Genomic DNA, 14048 nt, shown 5'->3' with positions numbered 1-14048 from the left:
GAACGCCCCACGATCCCGGAGCCGACCAGGCGAGAGCGCGCACGTCGTCCATCGACTGTGCACCTGGGCCACAGCATGCTAGGGCTCAAGCAGGAACGCCTTGCGATTCCGGAGCCGACCAGGCGAGGCCGTGCACGTCGTCGATGGATCGTTCACCTGGGCGACAGCACGCTAGGGCTCGAGCAGGAACGCTTTACGATCCCGGCGGGCCGGCGGCTCAGCGAGGCCGTGGCCGTCGTCGTAGACCGCCCACCGGGCGCCCGGGCGGGCGGCGGCGCGCAGCTGTTCCGCTTCGTCGGCGGTCACCGTGTCGTCGTTCCGCCCGTACTGGATGAGCAGGCGGCCGGCGAACCGCCCGATGTGGTGGCGGGTGTCGTACTGGTCGAGGAAGTCCAGGTACTCCTCGGCGGCGGGATGGGCCGCGCGCCGCAGGTCGGCACGGGCGACGCGGACGACGGTGCCGTTGCCGATCCCGGCGAGCACCAGCCGGCTCAGCCGAGGTTCGGCCGCGGCCACCAGGACCCCCGTCGCGGCGCCGCCGCTGTGCCCGAAGTAGCACAACCGGTCGGTTCGCGTGTGCTCGGCCAACAGCTCCACGCCGCGGCGGGCGTTCCCCACCGCCCGACGCAGCGCCGCCGCCGACGCGGCGATGTCACCGTGCTGGGGCAGCCGGGTGACGGGCAGCAGGACGGTCAACCCGGCCTCGGACAGTTCACGGGCCTCGGACAGGAAGAAGCGCCGCCCGTCGTCCGACCCGCCGTGCGCGATCAGGACCCCACCCGAGGTGGGACCCGGCGGCCGAACCAACGTGGCGACCACGGGGCCGTCGTGACCCGGGTACGTCAGCTCCTCGGCCGTGACAACTTGCTCTTCTCGCTCGGTGGGCACGCGCCACGGTAGGCACCGACGACCGGGGCCGGCATCTCAATTTCCCTGGGTGGGGCGCGTGGTCAGGTGACGAAGCTGGTGATGTCGCTTCCATACCGCGTGGTCGCCGAGCAGCTCGATGCCCTTCGGCCGGCCGGGCGAACGTCTCGGTGCGGCCGTCGCCCAGGTGCCGGCGCCACCGCCTCCTCGGTCGAGAATCCTGCCGTACATGATCGAGCGAATTCCAGTTTCTCGCGGAACTCGGGTGTAGGCTGGCGGTCGTAGGGGAACTTTCGACGCGAAGGCGGACTCCGCCTCGTCCCGAAACGGGAGAGCGCGCGTCCCCCCACCATCTCATCGCTGTGCCGCCTCGCGGTCCGGCGATTTCGCTGTCGTGAAAGGACAATCCCATTAACACACTCCCAGCCGCCGTGTTGTTCAGCCATGTCGAAGCCGAACAAACACAGAGCCGGACAGCCGCGAACCACATGACGCACGAGGACCTGTTCCGCGAACCGGAGTTCGCGGAGGGTACGCCGAGTGCCGAGGAGCAGGCTCCCGTCACCGGTCATCACGACCACAACACGCATAACCGGCGACCCCCCAGACATCACCGAGCCGCCTGAGACCTTCTGCTCAGGGTTTACACACCCGAAAGCACACCCTGATCGCCACGACCAGGGCAGCTACCTCGCGGAAGTCGGCACGGCCACGGTGGTCAGCAGACCGCCGCCATCTTCTCGGCCAGTGCGGTGCGTTCGGTCGGCGGTAGCACCGGCCTGATCCGGCTCGCGGGCCGTCCGGCGGCGGTGTCGGTGACGAACTGGGCGACAGCGGTGGGTGAGGGCACGGTGTCGCCGTTGAGGTAGGCCAGGACCGCCGGGGCTTCGGTGGGCGTGGTCTCGGCCGCGATGTACCAGCCGAGGCGTTCGTCCCATACGAGCATGAGGTCGTGGTCGGGACGGCTTGGCGACCGTTGGTCGAGGGCGAGGTAGGCCGTCGCGGTGTCGGTCACCTCGTACCCGGTGGCTTCGCCCGGAACGCCGATGGCGGCCGCGACGTGGTCTACGTAGACGCCCAGTTTCGCGCTGAGCGGCGCGGGCGGCGCCGGGTGCGACGCGGGCTCGGTCAGGCCGAGCATGGCCAGCAGGGCGGTGAACTCGGTGCGGTCGTGTGCCTTGCTGGCAACGGTCCGGGCGGCCCGACGCCGTTGCTCGGTCCGCTCCTGCTCCGCGCGTGCGCGGGCTTCGACGAAGTGGGATCGCGGGCTTGATGTCATGCTGCTCCTTGCGGGTCAGTCCTGCCCCGGTGGTCGGTGGGCGGTCGATGCGGTTCGGTCGAGGTCGGCCTGGCGAAGGCGGAACACCTGCAGGTCGAGCCCGAAGTACTTGGTGGTTTCGCCGACCCAGTGCATCCCGTTCTGCCGCACCGTCGCGGCCGTGCGGGTGTTCTCCGGGCGGACGACGGTGAACAGTTCGTCGACCTCGTGTCGGAAGGCCCAGGACGCGAGCGCGTACATGGCCTCGTCGGCGTACCCGAGGCCCTCCATGGCGGGGGTGAGGTGCCAGCCGACCTCGAGGTCCTCGTCACCGGGTGGCAGGTGCAGCAGTACCGCGCCGCCGATCACGTGCCGGTCGCCGGTCCGTTCGATCGCCCACCGGCCGGCGGGCGCGGCGAGCCGGACGTCCTCGGCGATCCACTGCTGCAGCAGCACGCGCATCGTGGCGAGGTCACGTACCTGATCCATCGCCGGGCTGAGCCAGCGGGCCACCTCGGGGTGGCCGTAGACCTCCAACGCGGCGGCCGCGTCGTCGACCTGCCACGCCCGCAGGGTCAGCCGCTCGGAGGTCAGCGTCGGGGCGGGTGCCCGGGTCATGATCCTGCCACTGCTGTGTTCCTCGGGTTGGCGAGCCGGGCCAGCCGTTGTGGGGTCGGCCAGCGCACCTGCCACACCCAGCCGAGCTTCTCGAACACCCAGATGAACCGGGCGGAGATGTCGATCTGGCCGCGGCGGACGCCGTGGCGCGCGCACGTGGGGTCGGCGTGGTGAGAGTTGTGCCACGACTCGCCCATGGACAGGATCGCCAGCGGCCAGAAGTTGGCGGACCTGTCCCGGCTGTGGAAGGGCCGGTCGCCGATCATGTGGCAGATCGAGTTGACCGACCAGGTCACGTGATGCTGGAAGGACACCCGTGCCAGCCCGGCCCAGAGGAACCCGGTGAGGGCGCCCCACCAGGACAGGGTGATGACGCCGCCGAGCACCGCCGGCAGCAGAACCGTCAGTGCGACCCACAGCGGGAACAGCCGGTCGACGGCCCGGATGTCCCGGTCGGCGGCGAGGTCGGGGGCGAACCGGTCGACGTTGGTCTTGTCCCGGCCGAACAGCCAACCCATGTGCGCGTGCCAGAAGCCCCGCGCCAGCGCGAGCGGCGAGCTGCCGAACAGCCACGGCGAGTGCGGGTCACCCTCGCGGTCGGAGAACGCGTGGTGACGGCGGTGGTCGGCCACCCAGCCGATCACCGGCCCCTGCGCGGCGAGGCCACCCGCGACGGCCAGCGCCGCCCGTAGCCACCGCCTGGCCTTGAACGCGCCGTGGGTGAAGTAGCGGTGGTAGCCGACGGTCACACCGAGCGTGGAGATCGTGTAGAACACCCCGGCCAGCATCAGGTCGACCCAGGACATGCCCCAGCCCCAGGTGAGCGGAACCGCCGCGGCCAGCGCGACGAACGGGACGACCAGGAAAACGCGGATCGTCAGCAGCTCGCTGCGGGGCCGCTGCCCGGACAGGACCGGTTTCGGGACGTTTCCAGGAGGTTCCGGGCGGATGAGAGATCTGGTCATGACGTGCTCGTTCCAGTGGGCGGAGGGTATAGCTGCCCGACGGGTCCGAGCAGTGCGAAGAACAGATGGTCAGGCGCCGAGGCCAGTTGGGCCGGCGAGGCCAGCAAGGCGGGAGCGTCGTGGTCGAGATGCCATCGACACCGTGACACTACACGTCCGAGGGCAATTCCGCTTTTTCTCGAGAGCCCAGGGTGTAGGCTCGTGGGTAACCGGGGACATCGACGCGGCCACGGAGCCCGCGTCGACCCCGAACCGGGAGCGCGAGCGCGAGCCGCGCCCCTCACGAACTCTTCACTGCGCCACGGGCCCGTCACCGGCCGGCCTTCCACTGTCTTGAAAGGACATTCGTCATCAACAACACCTATCCGATCGAAGTCACGTTCAGCCATGCCATTGTCGAACCGGTACTGAGCCGCACGTCCGTGAGCCGCATGGCACACGAAGACCTGTTCCGCGAACCGGAGTTCGCGCCGGGTACACCGACCTTCACGGCCGACGAGCCGGCACCCATCCACCACCGCCAGTACGACGTCATGGCCCGGCCCCGGCGGACGACCAGGCACCACCGCGCGGCGTGAATTCCCTTGGCATGAGCCGCCCGCAAGCAATCGACGGGCGGCTCATCGCTGAGTCAGGTCACGCGAAGTCAGATCACGCGAACCCAGGTCGCCTGCGGGCCCTTGCGCCCCTCGCCGACCTCGAACTCGACTCGCTGGTTCTCCGCCAGTCCGTGGGACTCGTAGCCCTGGACCTCCGACACTGGTGCACGAACAGTTTCGGACCGCGGCCAGCGGGCGCTATGGAAGCCGAACCCCTTGGTCCCGTTGAACCAACGGTTCCCTCCGCACCGGACCACCGGCGGCGGCCGTCCAGGAGCGGTAGGGTCTGCTCGTGTCCGAGGAACAAGGCGGCCCGGTACTCGGGTCAACGCTCGCGGAGTGGCTCAAAGCCCGCGAGGAAACCAAGCTCCACCTGCGATCGGTGGCGCCACCGGTGGACCCGATCTGGGTGCAGCGCCTGGCGGACCTCCTCGCGACGGAGCGGTCCTGGCAGGACCAGTACACCGACCTGATCGCCCTCGGCAGGCACGACCAACGGTTCCCACCCTCGAACCGCTGACGCCCCTCCAGCTCGTCGCACCGGCTTCGCAAGGCACACAAGGAAAATCTTAGCTGAGTACACATAGGACCAACGAGAGCGGTGCCGCGGTGAATGACACCCGTCCGACCACCACCGAAGCGCCCTCCGGCGCCCAACCGGCCACCGCCTGCTCGGCGTGCGGCCACCCCTGGGGCGAGCACGACCAGATCGCGGCCCGCTTCTGCGCCGCCACCACGGTCGGACACCACGACCGAGGCTGCGTCTGCACGACACGAGCGAGCACCGGGACGTAAACGGTTCGGTTTTGTCGCTTACCCATCCGGGAGGCGAGGAGTATGGTCACCCGGTAGCATGCCGCCGAATTCCGGACGGAGCAATTTGATGTCGAAGCGCACCAGCAAAAGGGCCACCCGCCGCAAGAAGTCCGCGAACCACGGCAAGCGCCCGAACGGCTCGTAAGCCTCGCCGTTCCCCCTAGGCTCGGGCAGCAACAACGTTCACTGGCAGGTTCTCCGTCCTGGAGAACCTGCCAGTGCGCGTTGAGCGATTCGAACGCACTGGTGGAGCACCAGACCACCAAGACCACGGACGGATTCAGCTCGGTGGGACTCGGCAGCAGCTCGGTGTCCTGTTGGTTCACCGGTTGGCGCAAACCTGACGCCGTCAGGACCGCGAGCCGGCGGTGTACGACTCGGGGCACGTACGTGCCCGGAGGTGCCGGATCGCCCAGGTGGCTCCGCCCTGCCTCGGTGGGCGGTGACGACGGGTCGACGATCTTGCCCGCTGGTCGTCCAGAGTTACCGGGCGCGGAGCAGTTCGGCGAGGCGTTCGCCGACGGTGGAGATGCTGGGTGTCGGTTCGCTGTCGAAGAAGGCCTTCTTGTGGCGGCGAAGCAGGTCCTCCCCGTCACGGGACCAGGTGAAGCCGGGTTTGCGCAGCAGGGCGCGGAAGATCCGGTCGACGTTGTCGGGGTGGCGCTGGACGAGCCGGTGGATGGCCAGTGGGGCGACCGACTCGTCTTTCAGGTACTCGCGTAGCAGGGTGAGGTAGGTGCGGTCGCGAGCCAGCGCGGGGTCGGCGAACAACGCGTCCAGGTGCCCGAAGTCGCGGTAGTGGTTGAGTCCTTCGACCTCGTCGTAGATCAGTGCGACGCTGTCGGCCTCGAGCATGTCCTCGGGCAGAAGCGCCAGCTGTTCGGGTGCCGGACCGGCTTTCGCCGCCCGCTTGGCGGCTCTGGTGTCGAGTTTGGCCAGTGCCCGTTGCCGTTGCCGGCGGTAGTGTTCGCGCAGGGTCTCCTGTGCCTCGTGCGGTGGTAGCACGACCAGGTCGGCGCCGACCTGCTCGATGAAGTCGGCGCGGTGCTCGGCCTGGATCTCCCAGGCTTTCCGGAGCATGGCCGGGTTGCGGCGGAGCAGTTCCGGGTGGGTGGTGAGCTGTTGCGCGGCCGCCGCGGCGATCTGCCGCCGTGCCGACTTGGGGAACGGGCTGTAGGTGCCGGACACCATCCAGGCATCGGTTGCCGGATGCAGCGGCACGATCCGCCCCACGACGAACATCCCCGCACGGACCTTCGCGAGCCCTTCCCGGCCCATGTTGGAGTAGACCCGGTAGACGAGGTCGTCGACGAGGTTGTGCAGCAGGACGGCGTCCCCGTCGAACCGACGGACCTCGAAACACCCTTCGACGACGTCGTGCCAGCCGAGCAGCATCTCCCGCTCGTCGTCCGCCAGCGGCGGCCGTCGCTGGGCGACGAACCGTTCGAGCACGGTGCGGCCGTCGGACAGGCGGCGCTGCAACAAGAAGTAGTCCATGGCGAGGATCGCGGTGCCCTCGTCGAGAAAGCCGTCGTCGTCAGCGGCTTCGTACAGCACCGCGTCCAGCCGCCGCGCGAAGCGAGGTCCCTGACCGAACGCCACGAGTTCACTCTTGAGTTCCACGGCACGTTCAAGCAGGTCGTCGATCGAGATGTCGCTGACAGGAATGGTCGTCGTGGCCATGTGGTCGAACCTTATCGACGACTGTCGGGAAAGGCTCGAACGGCTCCACGGTGTGTCGTGTGGCTGATCTTCCGCTCACGGGCAGGTTGACGTCCTCCGCTTCTAATTTCCTCGTTGAGCGAGTATATGTTGTAGGTGATGTCATCTCAACCACGACACTGGCGTTCCGCGGCCGAGGCGCTCGCGGTGCTCAGACAGCAGGCGCGCCTGACCAGACCCGAACTGGGCCGCCGCCTCGGCCTCGGCAGCGGTCCGACCTCGGACCTGGTCGGGCGGATGGCGCGGGGCGCGCTGATCTCGGAACGGCCCGCCGGCCGGGAGGGGCGCGGACGGCCCACGACCACGGTGCACGCCCATCCGCGTGGGCCGGTCGCCGTGGTGCTCGACATCCGCCACGGTGACTGGCGGCTGGGCACCTGTGAAGTCGACGGCACCGTCGAGATCGTCGAGTCCGGACAGCACGACAGCCGCTCGCCGGAGCAGCTCGTCGACCGGCTGCGCACCCGGGTCCGCGCCACCACCCGATCGCTCGGCGACCGCCTCGCCGGGATCGGCGTCGCCGTCCCCGGGCCCACCGCCGACGACCGGCTCGTACATGCCACCATGCTCGGCTGGCACGATGTCGACATCCGCCGCGTGGCGCCCGACGCGGAAATCCTCGTCGCCGTCGGAAACGACGCCACCATGGCCGCGGTGGCCGAAGCGCGGCTGCACACGCCGCGACCGCGGACCCTGCTGCACGTGGTCGTCGAGATCGGCGTGGGCGGCGCGTTCGTCGCGGACGGACGACCCGTGCGCAGCGCCCGCGGTCTGCACGGCGAGTTCGGCCACCTGCCCTTCGGCGATCCCGGCGTGCGCTGCCCGTGCGGCGCCCTCGGCTGCTGGGCCATCGCGTTCGACCTACCGCAGATCGCGCGCGGCGCCGGGCGGCGAATACGACAGCACCCGCGCACGTGGCTGCACGGCCTGTTCACCGACCCCCGTCCGTCACCGAAGGTCCGCGACACACGTGAGGCGCTCGCGGCAGACCTGGGCCGCGGCATCGCCGGGCTGGTCAACGCCCTCGATCCGGACGTCGTCACCCTCGGCGGGCTGGCCAGCGAGCTCCGCGCGTCCTCGCCGGAGGGCTTCGAGCACGCCGTGGACGCCGGTCTGATGACGGTGCACCGCGACCGCCCGCCCAGCATCGTCGCGGCCCGCGGCGGCGAGGACGCGCCACTGATCGGCGCCGGCCTCGAGGTGTTCGAGCGCGTGCTCGACGCCGACATGCTCGCGCGCTGGGCGAGCCGCGTCCGAGGGGTGCGGCCGTGACCATGCGCCGATCACCACCTCCGGCCGTGGACGACCAGCAGTCCGGCCGTGCCTACCGCCGTGACGCGACGACCTGGCGAGCCTTCGCCGCGCTCTTCGCGTTCGGCGTCCTCAACGCGATGCTCGGCGCCGTGCTGCCGTACCTGCGGGAGATCGAACACGTCACGTACGTCACCGCCGCGCTGCACCAGGTCGCCTTCGCCGTCGGCGGGATGGCGGCGGGCCTTCTCGCGACCCGGACGACCGCGCGCCGGCGACGCACCATCGTCGCCGGCCTCACCGGTGCCGCGAGCGCCGGCCTGCTGCTCGGGTACGGCGGGGTGTTCCCCCTGACGATCATCGCGGCCCTGCTCGTCAGCGCCTTCGCCACAACGGCACTGATCCGGCTCTGGGCACTGCTCGCCGACCTGCACCACGTCCACCGACCCGTGGCGATGACGGAGGGCGAGGTCGCGGTCAGCCTGGCCGGGATCGTGACGCCGGCGGTCGTCAGCGCGTGCGCGGCCACATGGGTGAGCTGGCGCTTCTCGTTCGTGATCGCGTTCGTCCTCGTCATCGCGGCGGCCACCGCGATCGCCACCACGCGCCTGCCGACCCCCGGCCGACCACCGACGAACGCCACACCCGAGACAGCCGCCGCCCACTCCCCGCGACGCACCCTCGTGACGATCTTCGCCGTGGTCGGCCTGGAGTTCACACTCAGCTTCTGGGCCGCGAGCTACCTCCACGACGACGTCGGCATGCCCCAGACGACGGCGGTCGCCATGATCAGCACCCTGTACGCCGCCAACCTCGTCGGCAGGCTGCTAGTGAGCCGACTGACCCGCAAACTCACGGTGACGACGACCCTCCACCTGTCCCTCGCGACCGCCCTGGCCGGCATGCCGCTCCTGCTCACCGCCACCAACGCGGTGACGGCCGGTGCGGGACTCGCCGTCACCGGCATCGGGATCGGCGGCACCTTCCCGCTGGCATCCTCGCTGCACGTCGCCGCAAGCAGCCGAACGGCCGACCAGGCACTGGGGCAAACCCTCACCGTCGCCGGCATCGGCCAGATCGTCGGCCCACTTGCCGCGGGCGCGTTGGCGCAGACCACCGGCCTGCGGCTGGCCCTGCTGGTCCTCCCCGCCCTCACCATCCTGGCCGCCCTCGGGGCTCGATCCACACCTCACGACCCGACCAACTCCGTGCGCGAACCATCAGCCCCCGCGAATCCGGACGGAGCTCCTGGCACGATCGGACAGGGTCCAGATGGAACAGAGCGCGTTATCGAGCCGGAGTGATCCCGAACGAAGATCACCTCGACGGGTTCATCCGCGACTACGAGCGGAAGTGGCTCGACGAGCCCATCCCCGCCCTGGCCGGGCACACACCCCGCGAGGCAGCGGCGAACCCCACCCGGCGCGGCGACCCCGGCCTCATGAACCCCGACCGCCCACGCGCAGCGCTCGACCTTCGGCAGCCATGCGGCCGCGGCGTCACCGAAGGCGCAAGCCGGCCTGACTGAGCCGACCGCTACACCGCCCACGAAGAACTCACCGCGATCGGCTTCCTTCTGTCGGCCACCGCGTCGAAATGAGCACAGCGACGGCCCGCGCAAAACGCGTCGGCGTCCTCCTCAGAGGTTCGCGCGGTTGAGCCTCCCGATGAGGGTGGTCTTGCGTGCGTGTTCCTGGCGGATTCCAGCGCAGCGTTGGGCGAACTCGTGGGGGCGGTCGTCGCGTTCGGCGAGCGCCTGCAGGTCGGTCAGGAGTCGGACGGCGTTGTCGTACTCGCCGGGTTGGCGAGTGGCGATCATCTCGGCGACGCGCGTCCAGGCGGTTTCCTCGTCGTCGGCCAGTTCGTCCAGCCGCCGCTCGCGGGCAAGGGCGCGAGATGCTTCACGACGGGCTTGTTCCTCGGCTCGTCGCACGGCCTCGCGGCGCTGTCGGTCGGCGCGGATGCGGGCGGCGCCGTCGAGGAGTTCGGCCACCGTGCGGCGCGGCTCGTCGGTGGTGGTTGGGAGGGTGTCGTCGCGGAACCGTCGCAGTAGCTCCAGGTGCACGGTCGCGGCGTGATCCAGGGCGACACGCACAAGAAGCCGGTCCTTCTCGGCAGCGGGCAGCTTCGCCACCCATGCGGCGAGGCGTTCCGGATCAGCGGTGGCCTTGCCAAGCGGCGGGCTCGCCTGGGCCGCGACCGCGAGGAGATCGTCGTCGAGGCGCAGGAAGTCGGCCAGCGCGCGTTGGGGTGCGGTGAGTGTGCGCAACCCGGCTGGCACCGGTGGTTCGGGTTGGTCGTTGTCCTCGTCGTCGAAGTCCGACTCGTCGCGTTCCCAGGTGCCGTACCCGGCCAACCACGCCAGATACAGGGCGCGGTGGTCCCCGGCGGCGATCTCGCCCCGGACACCGACGATCGAGGCCAGTGATCCCTGCGGCTCGTAGTCCCAGCTTTCTTCCTCGGCCTCACTGGCCAAACTGAGAATCAGGTGCTTGCCCGCGGTCCAGGCGCTGAACTGGTCGCCCGCGCAGTAGCGCTCGGCCACACCCACATCCAGCAGGCTGCGCGGCAGGCGCAGCATCACGTGCCGGCTGCCCCAGTTCGCCAGATACAGGTGCGCGTCGTAGTAACGCTCCATCAACTTGCGCGGGTCACCGCGGAAATCGCCCCAGTGGTACTCGTTGACGAAACTCGTGGCCGTGATCCGCGCGCGAGTGGACAGTGACCGCACCTCGGCCTGCGCCTGCTCGTCAAGCGGCCGGTCAACCGCCAGGAACTCGTAGTACTGGTACTCGCTCAACGCCCATCCTCAAACGGTGTCGCACGGAAGCCCGAGTCATCTCCGAGGTGGAAGAACAGGTGACCGGTGAGCTCACCGTCCTCCGCGAGCACGGCCCAGCCTCGTCCATTGACCTGATCGCCCTCGTCGTCGCCTTCCCAGGTGAACTCGACGAACGGCCGACCGTCCCGCTCGGACCACCGGCAGTCCAGCCAGCCACGAACCGCGATGAAGCCGAACTCACCCGTCCCCTTCCTGGCGAACTCGATGAACCCGGGCCCTACCAGCTCGATCGCGTCCCGGTCCCAGTTGTCCATCGCCACGATCCGCCAACGACCAGCCAGACCCTTCACCGATCCTCCATCCGCGCCGACATCGCCGACCAGGCTAGCTCTCCGGCAGCCGGCCGCACCGCGGACCTGTCCAAGACACGCAGCAACAGCACCAGGAGGCCCTGGTCCACCGGCCTCATCCCACGTTCGGCCATCTCGATCCCCCGACGAGGTCATCCCTGCTGGTCAATCCGGTGTGTGCTGACTGCCGCCCATACGGCCTGGGCACTCCCGACTGACAGGATGCGCACATGAACCGTCCGACATCGGCCCTCTCGGCCCTGTCCGCAGCCGAGAAGGCCACCGTGCTCGACGAGTTGCTGAACGCCCGGCCGGACCTACGGGAACTCGCCGAAACCCGGGCCGCCCAACTCATGTCGACCGAAGACCGCGCCACGGTCGCGGTCGCCGTCACCGACGCGTTGCTCGGTCTGGACATCATGGAACTCAACAGCCGCGCCGGCTACCACCCGGGTCGTGGCTACGTCCACGCGGTCGAGGCGGCGGGCGAGATCCTGGACGAAGCCCTGGAACCGTTCATGCGCGACGTCGAACGTCGAGCGGCGCTCGGCATGACATCCGCGGCCACCGAACTCGCGATGGGCATCCTGCTGGGCCTGTACGAGTGCCGCGACGGCGGCAGCGAAACCCTGCTGGAACACTCACCTGACTTCGCCGTCGAGCGCGCCGCCCAAATGGTGGCCCAGTGCGCGAAACTCCGCATCGCCCTGCCACGCGAGGAGCTACTCGACCTCCTGCCTGAGTGGGACGGCATCGTGGACTGACAAAGCATCCAGCTCGTCCGCGCCCCAGTTGTCCCGGGCGGCCGCACCTGGTTGCTCGACTGCGTCGTGGGAACCCACCGGCGCAGACTCTCATGGCACGCGGAGGCAGGCCCGGTTCCACTAAGGTGTGCGGGATGGCGGCGCACGAGCCGGGTTCCACCCGACAGCAGGATCTGCCCGAGACCCTGCTCACGCTGCTGAACCGCCTGTCCGGTGCCCCGGTCCTCGATCCGGCGTCGTCGGCACTGGTGGACCGGGCGGTCGCAGTGCTGCGCAGGCCCGGGTTCGACACGTTGTTGTCGTTGCCGCAGTTGGCGTTCGAGCCATTCGACTACCAGCGGGAAACCGCCGCGACCGTGCTGCGGCGGATGCGAGGCCGGGCCATCCTGGCCGACGAGGTCGGGTTGGGAAAGACGATCGAGGCCGGTCTGGTCGCCTCCGAGCTGCGGTTGCGTGGCCTCGCGGACAGGACGTTGGTGATCACGCCGCCTGGTCTGGTGGAGCAGTGGCGCGACGAGCTGGAACGCAAGTTCGGCCTGCCCACCGTGATCCTGTCCGGAAAGGGACCCGTGCCGGACGGGCACGGCAACCGGCCGGTGTTGCTGGCCTCGCTCGCCGCGGCCCGCCGCGATCCGCTGAAGTCGCAGCTCACCAGCACCGCGTGGGATCTGGTGATCGCTGATGAGGCACACCGGCTGCGCTCCACCCGCAGTGCGTCGGGAAAGCTCATCCGGGCGCTGACCGCGCGGTTCCTGTTGCTGCTGACCGCGACCCCGGTGGAGAACCGCCTGCAGGACCTCTACGAGATGATCTCGCTGGTGGCGCCCGGCCTGCTCGGCACCCCGAGCCAGTTCCGCACCCGGCACTACGCGCCCGGCGGTGACGTCCGCGGCCCGCGCAACCTCGCCGAACTGCGGGCCAGGACCCGCCAGGTGATGGTGCGCCACCGGCGCAGCGAGGTGGCGATGCGCCTGCCACGACGCCTCGCCGAGACCGTCCTGGTCACCCCGGACACCGACGAACGGGATCTGTACGCCGAACTGGCCGAACGGATCCGGGTCGAGGCGAAGGAGGCCACGGCCGCGCGACGGATGGCGTTGCGCTCGGCTGCCCGGCTGGCCGGATCCATGCCGGCCGCCGCCGCTCCGACACTGCGGAAGCTCGGCTGGACCGACTTGGCCACCGCGGCGGAGGCGATCACCAATCCAGCCAAGGTTCGCCTGCTGGTGGCCAGGTTGGGTGAGCACGCGGCGCGCGGCGAGAAGGTGCTGGTGTTCACCGCGTTCCGGCAGACCGTGGACGCCGTGGCCGCGGCCACCCGGGCTGCCGGGATCGACGCGGCCGTCTACCACGGCAGCCTCCGGCGCGCGGAGAAGGAACTCGCCATCGGTTCCTTCCGGGACGAGAAACCGGTGCTGCTGTCCACCGAGTCCGCTGGTGAGGGCCGCAACCTCCAGTTCTGTCACGTGATGGTCAACCTCGACCTGCCGTGGAACCCCATGCAGATCGAGCAGCGCCTCGGCAGGCTGCACCGGGTCGGCCAAACTCACGACGTGTTGCTGACCAACTTGGCCTGCCGGGGCACCATCGAGGAGCGGATCCTGCACGTCCTCGAAAACAAGATCAACATGTTCGAGCTGGTCGTCGGTGAGCTGGACATGATCCTCGGCCGGATCAACGAGGACTTCGACTTCGAGCAAGCCGTGTTCGACGCGTTCACCGCCAGCGAGGACGGCGACGCCTTCGGCCGGCGCATGGACGCACTCGGCGACGACCTCGCCGCCGCCCGCGCCGGCTACCTGGCGGATCGGGGCACCGTTGATGCCCTGGTGGGGGAGGATGACGCGTGAACCCGGCGTTCACCTTCTGGCTCGACTACCTGGACGCTCGGGGTGGCCTGTGGGAGCGGTCCGGCGACGCCGTTCTCGCCGTGCTGCCCGAGCAGCTCGCCGCCACCCACGATTTGCCGGAGTCGGCGCTGATCACCGATGACCCGGACATCTCCCGCGAGGACGGCGTGCTGTTCCTGGGCGCCGGGCACCCGGAGATCAGCCGG

At 69.7% G+C, this 14048-nt stretch carries 18 protein-coding genes; 10 read left to right on the top strand and 8 right to left on the bottom strand.

Annotation, left to right across the window (positions count from 1 at the left end):
* Window positions 1–171: 171 nt before the first annotated feature.
* The 4 genes from ACJ73U_RS23765 to ACJ73U_RS23750 all read right to left on the bottom strand — a co-directional run bounded on the left by ACJ73U_RS23765 (window position 172) and on the right by ACJ73U_RS23750 (window position 3708).
* Entirely contained in the window at window positions 172–888 is a 717-nt protein-coding gene (locus ACJ73U_RS23765) for an alpha/beta hydrolase family protein (RefSeq protein ID WP_407779897.1), read from the bottom strand.
* Window positions 889–1585: 697 nt separating this feature from the next.
* Window positions 1586–2146 (bottom strand): DUF6292 family protein, encoded by a 561-nt coding sequence (locus ACJ73U_RS23760; protein WP_407779896.1) that lies wholly within the window; start codon window positions 2144–2146, stop codon window positions 1586–1588.
* A gap of 15 nt (window positions 2147–2161) precedes the next feature.
* Window positions 2162–2743, bottom strand: a complete 582-nt coding sequence (locus ACJ73U_RS23755; protein WP_407779895.1) for a GNAT family N-acetyltransferase — start codon at window positions 2741–2743, stop codon at window positions 2162–2164.
* Window positions 2740–3708: an acyl-CoA desaturase gene (locus ACJ73U_RS23750; RefSeq protein WP_407779894.1), complete on the bottom strand. Its 969-nt coding sequence runs from the start codon at window positions 3706–3708 to the stop codon at window positions 2740–2742. The genes ACJ73U_RS23755 and ACJ73U_RS23750 overlap by 4 nt, the downstream gene beginning before the upstream one ends.
* Before the next feature lie 431 nt (window positions 3709–4139).
* On the opposite strand from ACJ73U_RS23750, the gene ACJ73U_RS23745 reads away from it, so the two are divergent.
* Entirely contained in the window at window positions 4140–4286 is a 147-nt protein-coding gene (locus tag ACJ73U_RS23745) for a hypothetical protein (RefSeq protein ID WP_407779893.1), read from the top strand.
* 68 nt (window positions 4287–4354) lie between these two features.
* Here ACJ73U_RS23745 and ACJ73U_RS23740 read toward each other — a convergent pair whose 3' ends face one another.
* Entirely contained in the window at window positions 4355–4564 is a 210-nt protein-coding gene (locus ACJ73U_RS23740) for a cold-shock protein (protein ID WP_407779892.1), read from the bottom strand.
* Between the two features lie 35 nt (window positions 4565–4599).
* On the opposite strand from ACJ73U_RS23740, the gene ACJ73U_RS23735 reads away from it, so the two are divergent.
* The 3 genes from ACJ73U_RS23735 (at window position 4600) to ACJ73U_RS23725 (ending at window position 5268) form a co-directional block, all read left to right on the top strand.
* Window positions 4600–4827 (top strand): hypothetical protein, encoded by a 228-nt coding sequence (locus tag ACJ73U_RS23735; protein WP_407779891.1) that lies wholly within the window; start codon window positions 4600–4602, stop codon window positions 4825–4827.
* 89 nt (window positions 4828–4916) lie between these two features.
* Complete coding sequence (locus ACJ73U_RS23730) at window positions 4917–5102, top strand: RGCVC family protein (protein ID WP_407779890.1); 186 nt, start codon at window positions 4917–4919, stop codon at window positions 5100–5102.
* Window positions 5103–5160: 58 nt separating this feature from the next.
* Window positions 5161–5268 carry a 50S ribosomal protein bL37 gene (locus ACJ73U_RS23725; protein ID WP_407779889.1) on the top strand — a complete coding sequence of 36 codons (108 nt, stop codon included), beginning with the start codon at window positions 5161–5163 and terminating at the stop codon, window positions 5266–5268.
* A gap of 338 nt (window positions 5269–5606) precedes the next feature.
* Here the strand turns inward: ACJ73U_RS23725 and ACJ73U_RS23720 are convergent, their stop codons facing one another.
* A complete protein-coding gene (locus tag ACJ73U_RS23720; RefSeq protein ID WP_407779888.1) occupies window positions 5607–6806 on the bottom strand; it encodes a hypothetical protein in 1200 nt (399 codons plus the stop codon).
* 138 nt (window positions 6807–6944) lie between these two features.
* Between ACJ73U_RS23720 and ACJ73U_RS23715 the strand changes: the two genes are divergently transcribed.
* The 3 genes from ACJ73U_RS23715 to ACJ73U_RS23705 are packed head-to-tail and all read left to right on the top strand — an operon-like array spanning window position 6945 to window position 9624.
* The gene (locus tag ACJ73U_RS23715) at window positions 6945–8117 is read left to right on the top strand and encodes an ROK family protein (protein ID WP_407779887.1); all 1173 of its coding nucleotides are present in this window, start codon (window positions 6945–6947) and stop codon (window positions 8115–8117) included.
* A 2-nt stretch (window positions 8118–8119) separates the two neighbouring features.
* Complete coding sequence (locus ACJ73U_RS23710; protein WP_407779898.1) at window positions 8120–9400, top strand: MFS transporter; 1281 nt, start codon at window positions 8120–8122, stop codon at window positions 9398–9400.
* On the top strand, window positions 9397–9624 hold the full coding sequence (locus ACJ73U_RS23705) for a hypothetical protein (RefSeq protein ID WP_407779886.1): 228 nt from the start codon (window positions 9397–9399) through the stop codon (window positions 9622–9624). Before ACJ73U_RS23710 ends, ACJ73U_RS23705 begins: the two co-directional genes overlap by 4 nt.
* 111 nt (window positions 9625–9735) lie before the next feature.
* On the opposite strand, the gene ACJ73U_RS23700 is transcribed toward ACJ73U_RS23705, so the two are convergent.
* Together ACJ73U_RS23700 and ACJ73U_RS23695 are read right to left on the bottom strand one after the other, a co-directional pair.
* A complete protein-coding gene (locus ACJ73U_RS23700; RefSeq protein ID WP_407779885.1) occupies window positions 9736–10896 on the bottom strand; it encodes a hypothetical protein in 1161 nt (386 codons plus the stop codon).
* Window positions 10893–11228 (bottom strand): hypothetical protein, encoded by a 336-nt coding sequence (locus ACJ73U_RS23695; RefSeq protein ID WP_407779884.1) that lies wholly within the window; start codon window positions 11226–11228, stop codon window positions 10893–10895. The genes ACJ73U_RS23700 and ACJ73U_RS23695 overlap by 4 nt, the downstream gene beginning before the upstream one ends.
* Window positions 11229–11458: 230 nt before the next feature.
* On the opposite strand from ACJ73U_RS23695, the gene ACJ73U_RS23690 reads away from it, so the two are divergent.
* The 3 genes from ACJ73U_RS23690 to ACJ73U_RS23680 form a co-directional block, all read left to right on the top strand.
* Window positions 11459–11992, top strand: coding sequence for a hypothetical protein (locus ACJ73U_RS23690; RefSeq protein ID WP_407779883.1), 534 nt, complete (start codon window positions 11459–11461; stop codon window positions 11990–11992).
* Between the two features lie 134 nt (window positions 11993–12126).
* Entirely contained in the window at window positions 12127–13842 is a 1716-nt protein-coding gene (locus ACJ73U_RS23685; protein ID WP_407779882.1) for a DEAD/DEAH box helicase, read from the top strand.
* The coding region (locus tag ACJ73U_RS23680; protein ID WP_407779881.1) for a hypothetical protein at window positions 13839–14048 on the top strand (210 nt) is incomplete at its 3' end. The genes ACJ73U_RS23685 and ACJ73U_RS23680, both read left to right, overlap by 4 nt.

Source organism: Actinophytocola sp. (assembly GCF_045807065.1).
Taxonomy (GTDB): domain Bacteria; phylum Actinomycetota; class Actinomycetes; order Mycobacteriales; family Pseudonocardiaceae; genus Actinophytocola.
Note: the sequence above shows the minus strand (reverse complement) of the source record. Positions and strands in the feature narration are given on the sequence as shown.